This window comes from Chamaesiphon sp. OTE_20_metabat_361 (assembly GCF_031364565.1).
The window spans coordinates 1-3,139 of the sequence record NZ_JANLWO010000113.1 but is presented as its reverse complement, the minus strand read 5'-3'; the positions used below and the strand labels follow the sequence as shown (position 1 = coordinate 3,139).

Genomic DNA, 3,139 nt, shown 5'->3' with positions numbered 1-3,139 from the left:
TTCCAGTCGGCTTTGGATCGGTGCGGGCGACTTGAGATTCATCGCCTGCATCATCTGCCGAATCGAAGGGGCGTGTTGGTGTTCGCGAATATAATCGACCAACCAATCATAAAGTTCCTGTTGAGCCTTAGTTAATTCCATAATTAGAGCGTGTGAAATTCAATATATAACTACTATAGATCTGTCGTACTAATTAAGTCTACTCGATCGCTAGTAATTATTTAAATAAATTCAGCTCGTCTCCAAAATTAGCTAATTTTACTTGTCGAGTGGTGTCAATTTCCATCCCGATCGGCTTTGTCTACTAATGACTTTCCCCTGAGACTACATTATTTTGCCTTTAAATTATGCGCTTTATAAAAAGTTTCCAGGCTGTTAATATCGCCGACGAACCGCCAGTGCCAAGGCTCATAACTCACTTTTTGAATGTTGTCCTTGGGAAAGGATAGCTCGAAACTATAGGTAGCAGCGTTAGCTTTGAGCCATTTATAGGCAGGTGTAGTGTCAAAGTTTTGATTTAAATTGGTGGCTGGTACCGTGCCATCGCCGACATCTACGGCGTACCCAGTATGATGTTCGCTGTATGTTGGCGGTGCGCTAACTTCAGCACGTTTGCTCGGTTGTTGACCGCGTGCGGCTCCAACTCCAAAAAAGAGGCGTTTTTGATCTTCGACCGATCGAAATGCCGAGATCGTCGTAATATTGACGCCACTGGCTCTAGCTGCGGCTACCATCGTTTGAAATTTCGCCGCCGCATTTTTTCGCAAGCGATACCCACTACCGATCGAGACTAGCTCGGCATCGGGAGCTTCGGTGTAGGGCAGATGATTGAGGAGATTATCGGTGGTCGGACTATTTCCCGGCGCGGCGTTTGAGTCGCTGGGATTGTTGGTGCTGCTAACTGGCGTGGGTGGGGACGGCTGGGAAGTGATGCCAAACATTACCGCAGCGCCACCTGCGAGTAAAATTGCCACGCCGACGATCGCGCCGCCAATGGGCAATCGACGCGGAGTGACTGCCGGATCGGGGTTGGTCGCTCGGGGTTTGGTGCCGTCTCGTAAGGCGGCGGGAATGTCTTCGGCTTTACCTGGTTTAGACCGATCTGAGTTACTCAACTGCTGCTCCCTGGTGCGAATATATTGCATTTTGACATATAGGCGATCGCTAACGATCGTCGATCGTTTGAGTTTTTAGCTGGCTTGAGAAGGATTGACTACGGCGAGGCGGCAAACGTTAAATATTAGTTAGTTGCGATCCTCCTAGCGGAGGCAGAACCCGGATCTGGGGGTTCCGACCCCCAGACCCCCCGTTGAAAGGCGGGACGCCGCCTCTCAAACTCTCCTGCGTAAGGGTCGATTTGTGAGGATTGGAGTGGGCTTTATGGCATTCCATGGATAGATTTTATGCGGCTGTTATGCAGTAGTAGGCTCCCATTAAAAAACACCGGATCGAGTCAATCGATAAAACCCTTACCTTTTACCTTTTACCTTTTACCTTTTACCTTTTACCCGTCCCCCAGTCCCCCAGTCTCCCAGATTCAGCAACGCCGAAAACTCAACTAATTTGATGCAAAGCTTCGGCTAAATCAGCGGCGGTGAGGTAGCGATCGAGGGGTCGGCGGTGGGTGGCTTTATCGATGAGTGCTTGGAGTTGGGGCGTGACGCCGGGTACTGAGGAGACGTTGAAGCGGTAGCCATCTGGGTAGAGTTCGAGAAATTCCGCCGGATTGCGCCTGGTGAGTAGAAAAATTAATGTCGGCGCGATCGCGTACAGATCTGATTGGGTGCAGGGTTTGCCGTTATTTTGTTCGGGTGCCATGTAGTCGGGTGCGCCAATTTTAGTGCCGCCGAGGGTGCCGATCTCTTTGACAGCTCCAAAGTCGAGCAAGAAAACTCGCTGGTCGATCGTCCGGATGAGGATGTTTGCGGGTTTAACGTCGCGGTGGATCAGTGGCGGTTGTTGTTGGTGGATATAGCCCAAAATATCGCACAGTTGCACCATCCAGTCGATCGCTTGAGCGAGGGCGACTTTGCCACGCTCCATCACATATACGTCCAAATCCTGTCCGTGAATTAGTTCCATTGCCAGATATTTGCGAGATCCAGCAACGAAGAAGTCATAATATTGGGGAATGCCGGGATGGTGCAAGGTTTGGAGGATTTTGGCTTCGCGCTCGAATAATTCCTGCGCTTTGGGAATAATTGCCATGTCGGCATTCATTTCTTTGAGTACCAGCAATTTAACTTTGTCCCAAGCCAAATAAGTCGTACCCATGCCACCTTGTCCCAAGGTTTTGAGGATCTGGTATTGGTGGATCTGATGACTGAAGGCGATCGGTTCGCCGCAGTGCTGGCAAAAGAGGGTGTTGGGTGGATTGTCTGAATGTGCGCAGATTACTGGCTGAATGGGGCTGACGGGGGCGATCGGGGCACTCATGGCATCTAGTTCGATCGTGAGCAGTGCGCCTTCTGGCGAAATTTTGACCCGATCGCCAGTAGTTAGTAATACTCGCTCGATCGACAGATCGTTAACTAAAGTCCCATTGGTGCCTTGATTGCTGAGTTCCCAGTAGCCTCCACCTTGACGCAAGCTTGTATACGAGATCGTGGCGTGCAGCCGCGAAATCGACGGTCGATCGATCGCGATCTCCCGTTCTGGGGAGCGTCCGATCTGAATTGGTGTGGGTGGAAAAAATTGCCACTGCTGTAAGATGTGAGTCTCCCGATCGTCCCACAGCGAAATCTGAATATTTTTCATGTAGCCAGTGGCAACTTAACAAAAAGTAGAGGTTTGCAAGGTTGCGCTCAATCCCCATCCTAAAAAATTAACTATCAATTATCAATTATCAATTAATTTACGTGCCGATCGTGGTGTCAGCAGCATTCGCCAATCAGCAACATAGGCACGAGCATCACTATAAATCGGACTGCGCCGACCGATGGTAGCGGCAAGCTCGATCGCGCTGGTAATCTTGCCCTGCCGATAAATACTAATAGCACGATCTAAGGTGTGGCGATCGGCAATTTCTTGTAGTTCGAGATTCCAGTAACGGACTTGGGATTGAGCATCTTGATAAAGCGCTCTCCCCGGAGCGATCTGATTTGCGATCGCCACGGCTTGAGTAAAATTACCTTTACTA

Annotated in this window: 2 protein-coding genes and 2 pseudogenes; all 4 read right to left on the bottom strand. The window is 49.9% G+C overall.

Annotated features, from left to right (window positions below; genetic code table 11):
• Positions 1-144 (bottom strand): annotated as a pseudogene (locus RMO35_RS03195) (repressor LexA); the annotation flags it as partial.
• A 185-nt stretch (positions 145-329) separates the two neighbouring features.
• The gene (locus RMO35_RS03190; RefSeq protein WP_309738504.1) at positions 330-1,145 is read right to left on the bottom strand and encodes a D-alanyl-D-alanine carboxypeptidase family protein; all 816 of its coding nucleotides are present in this window, start codon (positions 1,143-1,145) and stop codon (positions 330-332) included.
• A gap of 409 nt (positions 1,146-1,554) precedes the next feature.
• Positions 1,555-2,757 carry an FHA domain-containing serine/threonine-protein kinase gene (locus RMO35_RS03185; RefSeq protein WP_309738503.1) on the bottom strand — a complete coding sequence of 401 codons (1,203 nt, stop codon included), beginning with the start codon at positions 2,755-2,757 and terminating at the stop codon, positions 1,555-1,557.
• 81 nt (positions 2,758-2,838) lie between these two features.
• Positions 2,839-3,139, bottom strand: a pseudogene (locus tag RMO35_RS03180) (hypothetical protein); the annotation flags it as partial.

Coding starts and splice junctions, on each gene's coding strand:
- RMO35_RS03190 (WP_309738504.1), bottom strand. CDS start 1,145: ATGCAATATATTCGCACCAGGGAGCAGCAGTTGAGTAACTCAGATCGG.
- RMO35_RS03185 (WP_309738503.1), bottom strand. CDS start 2,757: ATGAAAAATATTCAGATTTCGCTGTGGGACGATCGGGAGACTCACATC.